16 protein-coding genes are annotated in these 14,981 nt (G+C 38.4%); 12 read left to right on the top strand and 4 right to left on the bottom strand.

Annotated elements, in window-relative coordinates; translation table 11 throughout:
• Positions 1–511 precede the first annotated feature (511 nt).
• A complete protein-coding gene (locus QA584_RS28350) occupies positions 512–1,507 on the top strand; it encodes an SPL family radical SAM protein (RefSeq protein ID WP_278272452.1) in 996 nt (331 codons plus the stop codon).
• Between the two features lie 171 nt (positions 1,508–1,678).
• On the opposite strand, the gene QA584_RS28345 is transcribed toward QA584_RS28350, so the two are convergent.
• A complete protein-coding gene (locus tag QA584_RS28345) occupies positions 1,679–2,302 on the bottom strand; it encodes a flavodoxin family protein (RefSeq protein ID WP_278272451.1) in 624 nt (207 codons plus the stop codon).
• A gap of 439 nt (positions 2,303–2,741) precedes the next feature.
• Between QA584_RS28345 and QA584_RS28340 the strand changes: the two genes are divergently transcribed.
• The 7 genes from QA584_RS28340 to rsmI all read left to right on the top strand — a co-directional run bounded on the left by QA584_RS28340 (position 2,742) and on the right by rsmI (position 9,539).
• Positions 2,742–4,268, top strand: coding sequence for an aminotransferase class I/II-fold pyridoxal phosphate-dependent enzyme (locus QA584_RS28340; protein ID WP_278272450.1), 1,527 nt, complete (start codon positions 2,742–2,744; stop codon positions 4,266–4,268).
• A gap of 218 nt (positions 4,269–4,486) precedes the next feature.
• Entirely contained in the window at positions 4,487–5,083 is a 597-nt protein-coding gene (locus QA584_RS28335; RefSeq protein ID WP_278272449.1) for a guanylate kinase, read from the top strand.
• A 181-nt stretch (positions 5,084–5,264) separates the two neighbouring features.
• A complete protein-coding gene (locus tag QA584_RS28330) occupies positions 5,265–5,705 on the top strand; it encodes a YaaR family protein (RefSeq protein ID WP_278272448.1) in 441 nt (146 codons plus the stop codon).
• A gap of 75 nt (positions 5,706–5,780) precedes the next feature.
• Entirely contained in the window at positions 5,781–6,782 is a 1,002-nt protein-coding gene (gene holB, locus QA584_RS28325; protein ID WP_278272447.1) for a DNA polymerase III subunit delta', read from the top strand.
• On the top strand, positions 6,775–7,683 hold the full coding sequence (locus QA584_RS28320; RefSeq protein WP_278272446.1) for a PSP1 domain-containing protein: 909 nt from the start codon (positions 6,775–6,777) through the stop codon (positions 7,681–7,683). The genes holB and QA584_RS28320 overlap by 8 nt, the downstream gene beginning before the upstream one ends.
• Before the next feature lie 128 nt (positions 7,684–7,811).
• Complete coding sequence (locus QA584_RS28315) at positions 7,812–8,549, top strand: tRNA1(Val) (adenine(37)-N6)-methyltransferase (RefSeq protein WP_334306039.1); 738 nt, start codon at positions 7,812–7,814, stop codon at positions 8,547–8,549.
• 132 nt (positions 8,550–8,681) lie between these two features.
• Positions 8,682–9,539, top strand: coding sequence for a 16S rRNA (cytidine(1402)-2'-O)-methyltransferase (gene rsmI / locus QA584_RS28310; RefSeq protein ID WP_278272444.1), 858 nt, complete (start codon positions 8,682–8,684; stop codon positions 9,537–9,539).
• A 103-nt stretch (positions 9,540–9,642) separates the two neighbouring features.
• On the opposite strand, the gene QA584_RS28305 is transcribed toward rsmI, so the two are convergent.
• Entirely contained in the window at positions 9,643–9,900 is a 258-nt protein-coding gene (locus tag QA584_RS28305) for an AbrB/MazE/SpoVT family DNA-binding domain-containing protein (protein WP_161837164.1), read from the bottom strand.
• A 227-nt stretch (positions 9,901–10,127) separates the two neighbouring features.
• Between QA584_RS28305 and QA584_RS28300 the strand changes: the two genes are divergently transcribed.
• Positions 10,128–10,715 (top strand): nucleoside recognition domain-containing protein, encoded by a 588-nt coding sequence (locus QA584_RS28300; RefSeq protein ID WP_278272443.1) that lies wholly within the window; start codon positions 10,128–10,130, stop codon positions 10,713–10,715.
• Between the two features lie 22 nt (positions 10,716–10,737).
• Positions 10,738–11,268 (top strand): spore maturation protein, encoded by a 531-nt coding sequence (locus tag QA584_RS28295; protein ID WP_278272442.1) that lies wholly within the window; start codon positions 10,738–10,740, stop codon positions 11,266–11,268.
• Positions 11,269–11,416: 148 nt separating this feature from the next.
• Here the strand turns inward: QA584_RS28295 and QA584_RS28290 are convergent, their stop codons facing one another.
• Positions 11,417–11,617: a hypothetical protein gene (locus tag QA584_RS28290; RefSeq protein WP_278272441.1), complete on the bottom strand. Its 201-nt coding sequence runs from the start codon at positions 11,615–11,617 to the stop codon at positions 11,417–11,419.
• A 69-nt stretch (positions 11,618–11,686) separates the two neighbouring features.
• Complete coding sequence (locus tag QA584_RS28285; RefSeq protein WP_278272440.1) at positions 11,687–12,763, bottom strand: LacI family DNA-binding transcriptional regulator; 1,077 nt, start codon at positions 12,761–12,763, stop codon at positions 11,687–11,689.
• Positions 12,764–13,080: 317 nt separating this feature from the next.
• On the opposite strand from QA584_RS28285, the gene QA584_RS28280 reads away from it, so the two are divergent.
• Both QA584_RS28280 and QA584_RS28275 read left to right on the top strand, forming a co-directional pair.
• On the top strand, positions 13,081–14,055 hold the full coding sequence (locus tag QA584_RS28280; RefSeq protein WP_278272439.1) for an ABC transporter permease: 975 nt from the start codon (positions 13,081–13,083) through the stop codon (positions 14,053–14,055).
• A gap of 10 nt (positions 14,056–14,065) precedes the next feature.
• Positions 14,066–14,971, top strand: a complete 906-nt coding sequence (locus QA584_RS28275; protein ID WP_331487801.1) for a carbohydrate ABC transporter permease — start codon at positions 14,066–14,068, stop codon at positions 14,969–14,971.
• The last annotated feature ends 10 nt before the right edge of the window (positions 14,972–14,981 follow it).

The following is a 14,981-nucleotide window of genomic DNA, read 5'->3' as shown; positions in this document are numbered from 1 at the left end:
TGATCTACCCTGTGGTGCTGCAAAATTAAATTGTGAATGAACTTAGCTTATAGTTTGAAGCTCGGACATAATCTCTGTCCTAAGTTACCTGTAGCCATTTACATTTTTTGCAGCAACCCATATGGGTGAATTAGTGGTGTTTTTTTGGTGTTAGAGATCTCTAAGCTAAATATATTAATGGATACATACAAAACACTTTACCCAAAACGCTTTATCCAAAACGCTCTATCCAAAACGCTTTATCCAAAACGCTCTATCCAAAACGCTCTATCCAAAACACTTTATCCAAAACGCTTTATACAAAACAATCCATCCAAAACAAATCATATAAAACAATTCATTCAAAAAAAAATTTATTATTAACACAAAATCATTTGAATTTATAGTTATAAATTATTTGTTCAATAATTTCTCCTACCATGATAAATTTCAAGAATTTTATTCATAATAGTTATCATCTGATCTGTTTTATAAATCAGGATTATTTCACAGAAAAGAAGAGGTAACTAAAATGCGCCCGGATAAAATATATTTTGAACCAGAAGTACTTGATTATGACCTTGGGCATCAGCTTAAGGAACAGTTTCACGACATCGAATGGAAACCGATTGAAAATCATAATAATATTGAGGAACTTCGGAAAAAAGAGAACTCAGAATTTGCCAGTATGAAACAACTGCTGATTATAGGAATCAGAAAGACCCATAAATATTCAGAAAACCACAAGGTATCGGATTATCTGGTTCCCTATACGTCGTCTGGCTGTACTGCTATGTGTCTGTACTGCTATTTGGTCTGCAATTATAATAAGTGCTCTTATCTAAGGCTTTTTGTAAACAGGGAACAGATGATGGACCGTCTGATAAGGACGTCCAATAAAAGTGACAGGGAACTGACGTTTGAAATCGGCAGCAACAGTGACCTGGTACTGGAAAACACCATTACCGGAAACCTTCCCTGGACAATAGAGAATTTTTTACAAAGTAAAAAAGGAAAACTGACCTTTCCCACCAAATTCAATATGGTGGAGCCGCTGTTACCCTTATCCCATCAGGGACGTGTGATTTTTCGTATGTCTGTGAATCCTCAGCAGATTATCAGCAGCGCCGAAGTGGGAACAGCATCCTTAAAACACAGAATTGAAGCCATTAATAAAATGGTGGAGGCAGATTATAAGGTAGGTATTCTGATTGCTCCAGTAATAATGTTAGAGGACTGGAAGGCTCTTTATACGGAACTGCTTGATCAGCTTATGGAAGGGCTTTCAGAAAAAATGAAAAAGCAGATGTTTATTGAAATCATTTTCATGACCTATAGTTTTGTCCATAGAAAAATAAATAGCGAAGCGTTTCCGGAAGCCATCGATTTATATGATCAGGATAGAATGACCGGCAGAGGTATGGGAAAATACTGCTACAGACCAGAGTTAAGGGCGGAGGGGGAAGCCTGGCTTTTAGGCGAAATAGAAAGGCGGTTTGGGAAGGGGAAGATTTTGTATTTCAGTTAATGGGAGTTTGTTGCTTCGCAGGAATATTAGCTGTGAAAACTTGATAAAATCAGCTCAAAAACTCAAAAACTTATATCAGTAGCTGATTTTATCAAGTATCCTTTTTGGTATTTTTAAACTGGGAAGTTTTTGTGTATTATTAGGGCACTAATAGTTTTCTACCTTTTGTTTTTATCTGATAAAGTTTGTGGCGATTCGTTCTTCTTTTTCAGGTAAGGGTATGCCGGCTTCTTTTCCTGCTTGAATGGATTTTAACAGCCAGGCCATGTTTCTTCCGAGGGTTCTCATAGTCTGTAAGCCCTCCAGGTCTTGCTTTACTTCTTCCGGGGTATTGCCGTGTACCATATTCCAGTATTGAGAGGATACAACGGGCATGCTTGATATGGTCAGGTATTTATTTAGCTGGTCAAAGGCAGTGGTGGAACCTCCGCGGCGGCAGCTTACGATTACTGCACCTGGTTTATACTGATAACCGTCACCAGCGTAGAAAAAGCGGTCCAGAAAAGAAGTAATATGACCGGAAGCACCGGCATAATGAACCGGAGAACCAAAGATAAAACCATCGGCTTCTTTGGCCTTTTCCAGGGCAACATTTACTATGTCATCGTTAAAGATGCATTTACCGGAGCCATTATAACAGCCCCCACAGGCCATACAGCCCCGGATCGGATTTTTACCAATGTGTAAAATCTCGGTATCGATATTTTCTTTGTTCAATTCTTTTACAATTTCCTCTAAAGCAGTATACGTACAGCCGTGTACCTTTGCACTTCCGTTAATAAGTAAGACTTTCATAATCACACCTCATATTTTTATATGTTTTTGTTTCGGTAATTGAGGAGACTAAAATATTACATCTAAATACCCTGCATGGAATCCATCTAGAAACTGAATCTTGCCCGGAGGGTAACCGAAGCTGTGAAATTTCTATTAATTGTAGGATATATTCTTAGATTATTTAGTGATCCAATTACCTGATTGGTTTATTATTAGTATAAACCATGTTTTTTAAAATTGAAATAGCTTACTAATTTGTGACCTACTACCCAAAAGTATAGTTTAAGTAAGAAAATGGGAAAATTTTTAAATGTTGATATTTATTTCTATGCTTCTTCTGTCATAAAAAGATTGAATAAAAGGTCTGCTTTGAGTAAAATAAAAATAATAAATTTCAGACAGTGTTTCATAAAACCTGAAAGAGAGCCGAATAATATAGAAAGGGAAGTATCCTGATATGAATTTATATGATAGGTTAACCGAATACAGCAAGAGGGATTATTACCCCATGCATATGCCGGGTCATAAAAGAAATAAAGAGCTGATTCGTATGGTTGATCCTTATTCCATTGATATAACGGAGATAGAGGGGTTTGATAACCTGCATCATGCACAGGGTGTCCTGCTTAAGGGAATGGAACGGGCGGCAAGACTTTATGGAGCAGACCATACCAATTATTTAGTCGGGGGAAGTACAGCAGGTATTTTAACTGGTATTTCAGCCTGTACAAAAAAAGGGGATCGGATTTTAGTAGCAAGGAATTCTCATAAATCAGTCTATCATGCTATTTATCTAAAGGAACTGAACCCGGTATATATTTATCCACAGCAATTGCCGGAATACGGGATAAACGGTGGAATTTCCCCGGCTGAAATTGAGAAAATGTTGATAAAATATCCGGATATCAAGCTGGTCATGATTACCTCACCTACCTATGAAGGAATTCTGTCGGAGGTAAAAGCCATAGCTGATATTGCCCACCAGTACAACATACCTCTTATGGTAGATGAAGCCCATGGCGCCCATCTGGGTTTTCACCCGGGCTTTCCGGCAGGTTCGGTAACGTTGGGAGCAGATATTGTGATTCACAGTATCCATAAAACCTTACCAGCCTTTACCCAGTCAGCCTTAATTCATGTAAATGGCAGTCTGGTGGATTATGAAGAGGTTAAGCGGTATTTAAGCATATATCAGAGCACCAGTCCGTCCTATGTCCTTATGGCAGGCATTGATAAATGCATCTCTTTACTGGAGCAGCAAAAAGAGGAACTCTTTAGTAACTTTAACGAACAGCTCCAATTTTTCTATAACCGGATGGAGAAGTTAGCACATATGAAAATCCTTACCCGTAAGAGGGTGAAGGAGTATGGCTTTTATGAATTTGACCCGTCTAAAATAACAATATCTGTCCGTGGAACGGCCCTGACCGGCAATGAGTTATATAACCGCCTGTTAGAAACTTACCGGATTCAAATGGAAATGGTATCTGGGGACTATGTTCTTGGTATGACCAGTATAGGTGATACAAACGAAGGTTTTAAACGCCTTGGTGATGCACTTCTGGAACTGGATGGGAAATGTGGTGAGGAGCTTCTTAAAAGTCTTAAGACCTCCGATAAAAATATAGACAGAAACGATTATTCGAAAAAGCATGTTAAGGACCGGTCTTTTGTAACCTGTGATAAACTAGAAGGAGAAAATATAAGTAATAGTAGTGTTTCTGGTTTTACCCAGACAGAACGGGTAATGTTATGTCATGAGGCCTATGAAAAACCCCAGGAAAGGATTCTGTTACAGATAAGTGAAGGGAGGGTATCTGCCGAATATCTCTATCTCTATCCTCCGGGTATCCCCCTTTTGGTGCCGGGAGAAAAAATCAGCGCCAGTCTTTTAGCCGAGATTCTTACGTATCAAAAAGATGGGTTATCACTCCAGGGCTTGGCGGATATGGAGGGAAAATACATAAAGGTAGTTGCAGCTTAAAACGAAGAGAGAGTTGGCATTTGAAATAATATTTGTAAAAATTCTTGAAAAAAATTTAAGAAAAAAATCAAGAAATAGATCAAGAAATAAATCAAAAAATAAATCAAGAAATAAATCAAAAAATAAATCAAGAAATAAATAATGAAATAAATTATGAAAAAGATTTATGAAAAAAATTCATGAAATAATATATCTGGAACAGGAAAGGAAATAGTTATATGTCCAAATTATATGTGGTTATGGGAAAAAGTGCTACGGGAAAGGATACGGTATTTAAGAGGTTAAAAGAAAATAAAGAACTTCATCTGAAATCCGTAACAGGTTATACGACCAGACCCATACGAAACGGTGAGACAGAAGGCGTAGAGTATTATTTCGTCACGGAAGATGTGTTACAGGAATTAAAAGAAAAAAATAGAGTAATTGAGCACCGTGCTTACAATACCATGCATGGCATTTGGTATTATTTCACTGTGGATGACGGACAGATTGACTTAGGCAGCTCGGATTATATTATGATTGGCACCTTAGAAGCGTTTGAACAGATCAGAGATTATTACGGAGAAGGGACAGTAGTTCCCATCTATATTGAGGTTGAGGATGGAATCCGCTTACAACGGGCCCTGCAGCGGGAACAGAGCCAGGTAAAACCTAAGTATGCAGAACTCTGCCGTAGATATTTAGCAGATGAGGAAGATTTTTCAGAAGAAAATCTAAATAAACTAAATATTAAGAAACGGTATGAAAATCACAATATTGATAAAGTTTTATATGAAATTATAAACGATATGAAAAAGCCCGGTACAAAGGTGTAAGTACCCAAAAAATTTTTCTATTTATTATAACTAAACTATGATATAATGGAGTAAATACAAGCTTGCTTGTGTTTACTTAAGTGGAGTAGCAAGGATATCAATGCAAAAGAGAATACTGAATTGATAAAGGGATGTGAAAGCATCTTACGAATTCAGAGGATAAAGTGAGGCAGTGATTCTTATGGATATTAAGGTAAACCAGACACCAATTGTGAATCAAGTGGAACAAAAAGCGCCCCTTCCGGAAGCAGACGGGTCGTTTAAATTTACCCTAATCAGCAACATTGAGGAACAGGAATTGCAGGCACGGCTTAATGTCATGATAGAAGATATTACAATGCAGGGTAAACGGTTATCCAAGCATATGGATGTACGGGATATGAAACGGTACCGCCAGCTGATTAAAAACTTCATGAATGAAATCGTGAACCGCTCACATAAATTCAGCAGGGAGAATTTCTTGGACCGCAGGGGGAGACACCGTGTATACGGTATGATAAAGCTCATTGATCAGAATCTGGATGAGCTGGCCTTAGAATTAATTAAGGAGGAAAAGGATCATATAGCAATCTTAAATAAAATAGATGAAATCAGAGGTATTTTATTAGATCTGATTGCGTAGATAAACTGTCAATTTAAACAGTATTGCAAGAATACTTGCAATATACATGTGGATTAGCAGAAAGAGGTGCTGTCAATGTTAGATTTTAATCATATTATCGGGCATGAACAAATCATACAGCATTTAAGAGAAGCCATCCGGTCAGGGAAAGTATCCCATGCCTATATTTTTTCAGGAGAAGACGGTGCAGGCAAAAATCTGCTTAGTAATGCATTTGCAATGAGCCTCCAGTGTGAAGACCGGGAAGAAACGAAAGATGGCTGCGGCAAATGCAGATCCTGTATCCAGGCTGCTTCTGATAATCATCCGGATATTATAAGGGTTACTCATGAAAAAGCCAGTATTGGCGTTGATGATGTCAGAATTCAGATTAATAACGACATTTTAGTGAAACCCTACAGCAGCACTTATAAAATATATATTATCGATGAGGCCGAAAAACTGACGGAAGCGGCTCAGAATGCCCTGTTAAAAACCATCGAGGAACCGCCGGCCTATGCAGTGATTATGCTTCTTACCAATAATTTAAATGCGCTGCTGCCTACGATTCTATCCAGATGTATTACCCTGAAATTAAAGGCTGTTGATAAGGAACTCATGAAACAATACCTTATGACAGAATATAAGGTGCCGGACTATCAGGCAGAACTGAGTGCTGTATTTGCCCAGGGAAATGTCGGAAAAGCTGTAAAATATGCTTCCTCCGAAGACTTTAATGAACGTAAGAATGATGTACTGCATCTTCTTAAGTATATTGATGAAATGGAATTATATGAAGTTGTCGATGGCTTGAAAAGGCTTTCAGACAAAAAAGACGGAATGAATGATTATCTGGATTTAATGCTGATCTGGTACCGGGACGTTCTAATGTATAAGGTAACCAATGACTTAAATCTGTTGACATATAAGAGTGAATATCAGGATATTACAAAACAGGCAAGTCTAAAAAGCTATGAAGGGATCGAAAAAATCATAGCTGCAATTGAAAAAGCAAAAATACGATTAAACGCTAATGTTAATTTTGATATAGCTATAGAATTAATGTTATTTACAATAAAGGAGAACGGTAATGGTTAATGTAATCGGAGTAAGATTTCGAAGAGCAGGAAAAATATATTTCTTTGACCCTGCCGGCTATGAGATAAAGCAGGGGGACAATGTCATTGTTGAAACCGCCAGAGGGGTAGAGTACGGCAAAGTTGTAATCGGTCCCAGGGATGTGGAGGAAAACAGAATCATACAGCCTTTAAAACCAGTAATCAGAACAGCTACTTCTGAGGATGATGAAATAGAGAGCAGGAATAAAGCCAAGGAAAAAGATGCCTTTAATATCTGCCTGGAAAAGATTCAAAAACATGCCCTTGAGATGAAACTGATTGATTCAGAGTATACCTTTGATAATAATAAAGTACTCTTTTATTTTACAGCAGACGGAAGAATTGACTTTAGGGAACTGGTAAAAGATTTAGCATCTGTATTTAAGACCCGTATTGAGCTAAGGCAAATAGGTGTCAGGGATGAAACCAAGGTGGTGGGAGGCATTGGTATCTGCGGAAGACCTTTGTGCTGCCACACTCATCTGTCAGAGTTTGCACCGGTCTCCATCAAAATGGCAAAGGAGCAGAACCTTTCTTTAAATCCCACCAAAATATCCGGAGTCTGCGGACGTCTGATGTGCTGCCTTAAGAATGAAGAGGAAGCCTATGAAGAATTAAACAGTACCCTGCCGAATGTAGGGGATTTTGTAACCACCAACGACGGATTAAAAGGGGAAGTGCAGAGTGTTACGGTATTAAAGCAGTTGGTTAAGGTTATTGTAACCCTGGAGAATGATGAAAAAGAAGTTAGGGAATATAAAACCACCGATTTGAAATTTAAACCGAGAAAACGGAAAGAAAAGATTGCAATCGATGATGAATTAAGGGCTTTGGAAATGCTTGAAATGAAAGAAGGCAAATCCCATCTGGATGATGAATAACAGTTAGAGGGATTTCACAATAATAGGAAGGCTGTTGCAAAATTTCCGGTTCATATATTTTAAGAACTGTGGTTTTTGAAGCAGCCTTCTTAATATAGGAAAAAGATCGCGAGGATACAAACTTGAGTATAGAAGATAATCTGCTGCCCGGGGAGAGAATCGATGAACTCCACCGAAACGGATACAAAATTATACAGAATGTCAAGAAGTTCTGCTTTGGGATGGATGCAGTTCTTTTATCTGGTTTTGCGAATGTAAAACAGAAGGAAACAGCACTGGATCTTGGAACGGGAACCGGCATCATACCTATTCTTTTGGAAGCAAAAACAAAAGGAAGCCATTTTACCGGTCTGGAAATCCAGGAGGAAAGTGCGGATATGGCTAGAAGAAGTGTTGCCTTAAATCAGCTTAACGATAAAATAGATATTATATCCGGTGACATTAAGGAGGCTTCCAGACTGTTCGGTGCGGCTTCTTTTGATGTTGTTACCAGCAATCCGCCCTATATGAATGATAATCACGGGATTACAAACCCAGAGCTTCCCAAAGCCATAGCAAGGCATGAAATCCTTTGCACACTGGAGGATGTCATAAGAGAGGCTGCCAGGGTATTAAGACCCGGGGGGCGGTTTTATATGGTACACAGACCTTTCCGTCTGGTAGAAATCATCAATACGCTATCCGTCTATAAACTGGAGCCAAAGCGCATGAAACTGGTACATCCCTTTCTTGATAAAGAACCCAATATGGTCTTAATCGAGAGCATCAAAGGAGGCGGTTCTATGATAAAAGTAGAGGCGCCGCTCATTGTTTATAAGGAACAGAATGTGTATACGGATGAGATTTATGATATTTATGGCTATTAGGTTTTGCTGCCATATAGGCTATATTTAATAAAGTTTAAGACAACAATCGAAAGAAACAAATATATGGAAGACATAGTAGTTTCATTTTTATGTTTTCCAGCTTAATAAAAAGAAACGAGGCAGTTTATTAATATGGAAGGGAAATTATATTTATGTGCCACTCCAATCGGCAATCTGGAGGATATTACCTTTCGGGTTATCAGGACCCTGAAGGAAGTTGATTTGATTGCAGCAGAGGATACGAGGCACAGCATTAAACTATTAAACCATTTTGAAATAAGTACCCCCATGACCAGCTATCATGAATTCAATAAAATAGAGAAAGGAAGACACCTGGTGGAACAGCTTAAAGCAGGTCTTAATATCGCGCTTATTACGGATGCGGGAACACCTGGTATTTCAGATCCCGGAGAAGAACTGGTTAAAATGGCTTATGAAGCAGGGATTGAAGTTACTTCCCTTCCCGGACCGGCTGCTTGTATTACAGCGCTTACCTTATCCGGCTTATCCACCAGGCGATTTGTTTTTGAAGCGTTTTTGCCGGCGGATAAAAAAGAAAAGCAAAAGGTACTTAAGGAACTTCAGAATGAAACCAGAACTATTATTATATATGAAGCACCACATCGATTAGTTAAGACCTTAACGGAATTACTGGAGGCCCTCGGGGAGAGACAGATTACTTTAGTGAGGGAACTGACCAAGAAATATGAAACAGCGTTTCGCACTACCCTTTCCGGAGCCATAACACGTTATAAAGAGGAAGAGCCTAAGGGAGAATGTGTAATTGTTATAGAAGGAAGGCATCCGGAGGATATTGAAAAGGAAAGCAGAGAGCAGTGGATGTCCTTAACGGTTCAGGAACACATGGATATTTATCTAAATAAGGCCATGGACAAAAAGGAAGCAATGAAAGCCGTGGCAGCCGACAGAGGAGTCACGAAAAGAGAGATATACCAGATACTTCTTGAGGATAAGGGAGGAGGAAGATAAAAAAGTAAAAATATAAAGTAAAAATATAAAGTAAAAATATAAAGTAAAAATATAAAGTAAAAGAGCCTGTCCTCTGGGACAGACTCTTTTCTTTGAGCTTATGTTATTCAATAATTCCTGCTAACTTAGCAAGTTCTAAGATAGATTCCTTCGAAATCTTCTTACCGCAATAATCATATAGATTATCTTTTGAACCGTTGAAGATATCGGTAGGTTCATATTTTTTTAATATGATTCTATCCTCATCAACAAAAATTTCAAGAGGATCTCTTTCGCTTACGCCTAAAGTCCTTCTTAGCTCAATAGGGAGAGTGATTCTTCCCAATTCATCCAATTTTCTTACTATTCCTGTGCTTTTCATATATGTACCTCCTACAATACTTTAATAAAATAGCATACAAGAAATGTAAAGTCAATAAATTAATTATGATATTTCAGCAATAATTTAGTATTTTATAGGAAAAATTGTAAAAAGAGTATTAAAAAGTAAAAAAAATAAGGGATGGTAGAAGGGAAAATACTTATTAGTAATGTATTTTATATACTCAGAATATAGTAATTAGTAAGAAACCAAAAAAGGATTTGCTTATGTTAAATTACTTATGGGGGTTTATGATTGTAATCGGAATTATAGTAGGCGTATTAAACGGAAAAATTGACGATGTCAGCACAGCCTCTATTAATTCGGCAAAAGAAGCCATAACCTTATGCATTACTATGCTTGGTATCATGTCTTTGTGGACCGGAATCATGCAGGTGGCAAAAGCTACCGGTATTTTAGATGCTCTTACAAAAGCACTGAATCCCATACTGCGGTTATTATTTCCTGATATTCCAAAAGGGCATCAAGCCAATGAATACATAGCCTCCAATATGATAGCCAATATATTAGGCCTTGGGTGGGCAGCCACTCCGATGGGGTTAAAAGCCATCACAGAACTTAAGAAACTGAATAATGACAGTGATACCGCCAGTGTGGATATGTGTACCTTTCTTATTATAAACATATCATCCCTTCAATTAATACCTGTTAATATAATTGCCTACCGAAGCCAGTACGGGTCGGTAAGTCCCACGGAAATCCTTGGGTCTGCCTTGGTGGCAACTACCATTTCTACAATTGCGGGTGTAATTTTTTCTGTTGTGGCAAGAAAATTAAGCCGGAATAAGAATTGAATTGCCGGCAGAAGGGAGTTCCATGAAGTTTTTACTGTATATATCAGATTATATCATACCTTTTATTATCTTTTATATTGTTGGTTTTGGTCTGTTAATGAGGGCTCCGGTGTTTCACGAATTCACCAAAGGGGCTGAGGATGGTTTTAAAGTGGTATTAAATATTATGCCGACTTTGATTGGGTTAATGATTGCCATTGGAATACTCAGGGCCTCCGGAACATTAGATTTGTTAGCCAATATAATCAAACCCATAACGAATTTTCTTAAGTTTCCCTCGGAACTGGTACCCCTGGTGACAGTCAAGCTCTTCTCGTCTTCGGCGGCAACCAGTCTTCTTTTGGATATTTTCAAACAGCATGGACCTGATTCTTACCTAGGAAGGCTTTCTTCCATTATTATGAGCAGTACCGAAACGGTTTTTTACACCATGAGCGTATATTTTATGGCGGCTAAGGTCAAGAAGACCAGATATACCCTTGCAGGAGCTTTATTTGCCACTTTCGTGGGGGTGTTAGCCAGTGTAATCATAACTAATATGATATTTAAGTAAAATGCCTGATTATGGGGTTTTAGCGCCTTTAACATGCCAGAGGGTTTTGCAGCAAAAAACCCGTTGTCCAAATATAAGACAACGGGTTTATCTCCTATTAACGAATGGAGGATAAGCAGATGATTTTACTCATAGGGTTACATTCGTTTTAAAGTTCTTTTCTATCATGCATAAGTTTAGACAGATTGGTATAGAAGCGGTCAGTTACCATAAGCGAAACAGCCGCATATTTTTTGAGATCCTCCAATTCTTCTCCAGAAGCAGGAAAAGAATCCTGAAAATTGCCGTTTGGATTTTCAAGATCTTCGTAAATCTGTTTTAAGGTTTCATAATATTCTGTTCGGTTCATAATTAATTCTCCTCGTTCCTTATCACAATTGCCAATATTTGGCATAGTTTCTTTTGGGTTATCAGTGAATCAGGTATAATTGCGGATTCCCAGGTGGCTGCCGCAGCTTTCCCGGATTACTAATTCGGGGGTAAAGGTAAACTTTGCGGGTTTGCCAATTCCTTTAATGGCATTAATGAGTGTTGTGATAACCAGGCGGCCCAAAAGGTCGTGATGCTGGTTAATGCTCGTCAGCCTCGGTATATGGTATTCTCCGGTTAAAAACAGATCGCAGCTGATCACCGCTGCATCCTCTGGTACAGTCAGTGACTGGTCATATAAGGCCCGCTGTGCTCCCAGGGCTACATTATCATTAATTGCCAGAAAGGCTGTAAAGGAAACGCCCCGGCTTAGTAAGGTATTCATGGCAGAGTATCCGTCTTCGGAATAATAATCCGAGAGGGAAATTAACTGCTCATCCACACAAAGCCCCAAAGCTTTTAAAGCATTCTGGTAAGCGTTTACACGTATTTCTGTAATGGTTACATTGGGCTGTCCGCCAACAAAGGCTATTTTTCTGTGTCCCAGCATATAGAGATAGTTTAAGGCGGTGATAACACCCTGACCGTTTTCAGCCTGAATAAAAATACAATCTACGTCTTCTATCTCCTGACCGATGACTACCACAGGCAGCTGTTCTGCCAGCCGTTTCAGTGCCAGCTTATAAGTGTAATCTACGGTTGTTAAGTCTACCTGACCACCAATAATTAAAACTCCGTCTACCTGCTTATCAATTAACATCTGAAAATAATAAGATTCTTCTTTTGTATTGCGGATACCGTGGGAGGAACCACCAAATAAAGTGTTGCACAGTAAAAGGGTATAACCGGATTCCAGTGCATAACGTTCCATCTCCAGAAACATAGAAGAAAAGTAGGGGTTTGATATATCAGGCAGGATAACACCAAGGGTTTTTGTCTGTTTTGATATCAGTCCTCTTGCAAGGGCATTGGGAGTAAAATTATATTTTTGAATGATTTCTTCAACTCGTTTTCGCTTATCCGCTGCTACGGGAGTATTGCCGTTTAAAACCCGGGATACGGTAGAAATTGATACGTTGGATTCTTTCGCAATCTGAGTTATGGTAATATGTTCTTTTTCAGCCATAAAACTGTTCCTTTCTTAGCGCTGCAGGAAATTTCTTAAGCAGAATCACCAGCTTAATTAAATATAGCACGATTTGAGAAATAATGCAATAGAACTTGAAAAGGTTTTCTTGCATTGAAAAAAAGTAAGGTGAAAACTAAGTAAATAAATTTTAAAGCAGATAAAATAATATAAAAAACATAATAATACACAATAAAAAGGCTTTTAAAATTGGTTAATCAATCAAAATAAACAATGTATTGACAAGAAAAAGGGGGTGTGCTATATTGTTAACGTGAAAACGTTTTCAAAACAAAATGAAAAGGGGTGATTGCTTGTTGAAATCGACAGAAGGAACGAGGTCCGGACTGCAAAAAGCAGTTTTGCAGGGCAGCTTTAGCAGTTGGAAGAGTTCCATGAAAAAGGACAGGGCATTTTTAATCATGTGCCTTCCGACGATTTTATACTTTCTAATTTTTGCGTATTTACCAATGCCTGGAATCTATGTTGCATTTACAAATTTTAATTATGCAAAAGGAATTTTTGGAAGTCCCTTTGTTGGACTTGATAATCTAAAATTCATTACCATGTCTGGCAAACTGGGTTTATTAGTCCGTAATACGGTCTTATATAATCTGGCCTTCCTGGTAACGAGCCACGTTCTGCAGATTACCATAGCAATATTGTTAAACGAGATCAGAAGTAAAAAATTCCGTAAATTGTCCCAGTCATTTATTATCTTACCGAATTTTATCTCGTATGTATTAGTTGGATTATTTAGCTTTGCTATTTTTAACAGTACGAATGGTATTCTTGGGGATATCCTTGCAAGGCTTGGCAGGGAGAATGTGTCGGTATACTCCATGCCTTCTGCATGGCCGGCTATCTTAGTCCTGGTGAATCTGTGGAAAGGTGCAGGATATGGGTCAATTGTCTATTTTGCGGCACTGACTGGCATGGACCACGAGATACTGGAAGCTGCACAGGTAGATGGAGCAAGTACGATTCAACGTATTCGCTATATTACCCTTCCGAGTTTAAAACCGACCCTTATTATTTTGGTATTATTGTCAATCGGGGGTATTTTACGAGGTAATTTTGATTTGTTCTACAATATGATCGGAAGCAGTAACGTGATTTTGCATGGTTCCACGGATGTACTGGAAACTTATGTATTCCGCGCCATGACAAATAACTTCCAGTTTAGTACGGCAGCTGCGGTATCCTTTGTACAATCCGTGTTCGGATTTATCCTGGTATTGACAACCAATGCAATCGTGAAAAAAGTTGAACCGGAGTATGCACTATTTTAGGAGAATGCTTATGAACAGGAATAAAAAAATGAAAGATGATTTATCGGGGCGTGTCATTCGCATAATCGGATATTTATTTATCGGATTTTTGGCTTTGGCTTGTCTACTGCCCTTTCTTATTATGGTGTCGGCTTCTTTTGAGGATGAAAAAACTTTGGTATTAGAAGGATACAGCCTGATTCCAAGGAAGTTTTCCACCTTTGCTTATGAAGTTATCTTAAAAAATGACAGCGAAATTATTGGTTCCTATATCGTGACCATACTATTAACTGTGGCAGGAACAAGCCTTGGTCTGTTTATCACTGCAATGACCGGCTATGTATTGCAGCGTCCGGACTTTAAGAGAAGAAATAAAGTATCCTTATTTTTATTTTTTACAACATTATTTTCAGGAGGTCTGGTTCCCTTTTATTTGTTAATGACCAGATATCTGATGTTAAAAAATAATTATCTGGCGGTTTTATTACCGTCGTTAATCAGCGCCTGGAATATTATTATGATGAAAAATTATATAAGGAACAGCATTCCCCATTCGGTCAGCGAGGCAGCAAATATTGACGGGGCCTCACCCTTTAAAACCTTTATCAGGGTTATATTCCCCATGTCAAAACCCGCCCTTGCCACAATTGGTTTGTTTATCGGTCTGGGGTACTGGAATGAATGGTATAATGCCATGTTATTTTTGGATAACAGCGTAAAATTCCGTCCGTTGCAGCTTTTGTTATATAACTTAATAAACCAGGCCCAGTATTTAAAAAATTCTATGGCTGGGCGGAACATACAGATGCAGGATCTGCCTCTTGAAACAGTGAAGATGGCAACGGCGGTACTTGCTACCGGACCGGTAATCTTAGCGTACCCTATGGTCCAAAAGTATTTTATATCCGGTATTACGGTGGGGGCCGTAAAAGGATAATGTGGGGTTA

Source organism: Anaerocolumna sp. AGMB13025 (assembly GCF_029689925.1).
Taxonomy (GTDB): Bacteria; Bacillota; Clostridia; order Lachnospirales; family Lachnospiraceae; genus Anaerocolumna.
The sequence above is the reverse complement of the archived record's forward strand: the minus strand, read 5'-3'. Positions and strand labels throughout refer to the sequence as shown.